Consider the following 618-nt stretch of genomic DNA (forward strand, 5'->3'; position numbering starts at 1 on the left):
ACTGCAACAGGCTCAGAACGTTGTTGGGCAACTGGTTGGCCTGGGCCAGCATGGCGGTGCCAGCCTGCTGCAAAATCTGTGAGCGGGTCAGTGCTGCCGTTTCCTTGGCGAAGTCTGCGTCCATGATCCGTCCACGTGCCGCTTGCAGGTTGGTGCTCGATGTATCTGCAAAGGCAGCCACCTGCTCCAGTCGGCTTTGGCCCGCACCCACCACCGCACGAATTCCGGTGATGGCGTCAATCGAGGCGTCCAGCGTGTCAATGGCGGTCGTGGCGTTGGCCACAGTGTCTACCGCATTCAGGTTGGCCTGAATGGTGGCTGCACCGTTGGTCATGATGGTGGTCAGGTCGTTGCCTGCGGCCAAACCATCGTCAGTCAAATTCAGCGCCAGGGTGTCGGAAACTGCGTTGCCGGTGCCCACCTGGAAGCTCAGTGTTTTGTTGGCGGCATCAAACATATTGTTGCCGTTGAAGGTGCTGCCGGTCACAATGCGGTCCACTTCGTTGGCCAGTTCCGTGTACTCACGGTTCAGGTTTACACGGTCGGTGGGGTTCAGTGTGCCGTTTTTGGCCTGAACAGCCAACTCACGCATACGTTGCAGGTTGTCGCTGATCTTGC

1 protein-coding gene is annotated in these 618 nt (G+C 58.6%); it reads right to left on the minus strand.

Translation table 11 applies throughout. The features are described 5' to 3' along the window. Nucleotides 1-618, minus strand: a 618-nt coding sequence (locus FCS97_RS00255; protein WP_138515523.1) for a flagellin, incomplete at both ends; no start/stop codon positions are given.

Source organism: Limnobacter alexandrii (assembly GCF_005871185.1).
Classification (GTDB): domain Bacteria; phylum Pseudomonadota; class Gammaproteobacteria; order Burkholderiales; family Burkholderiaceae_B; genus Limnobacter; species Limnobacter alexandrii.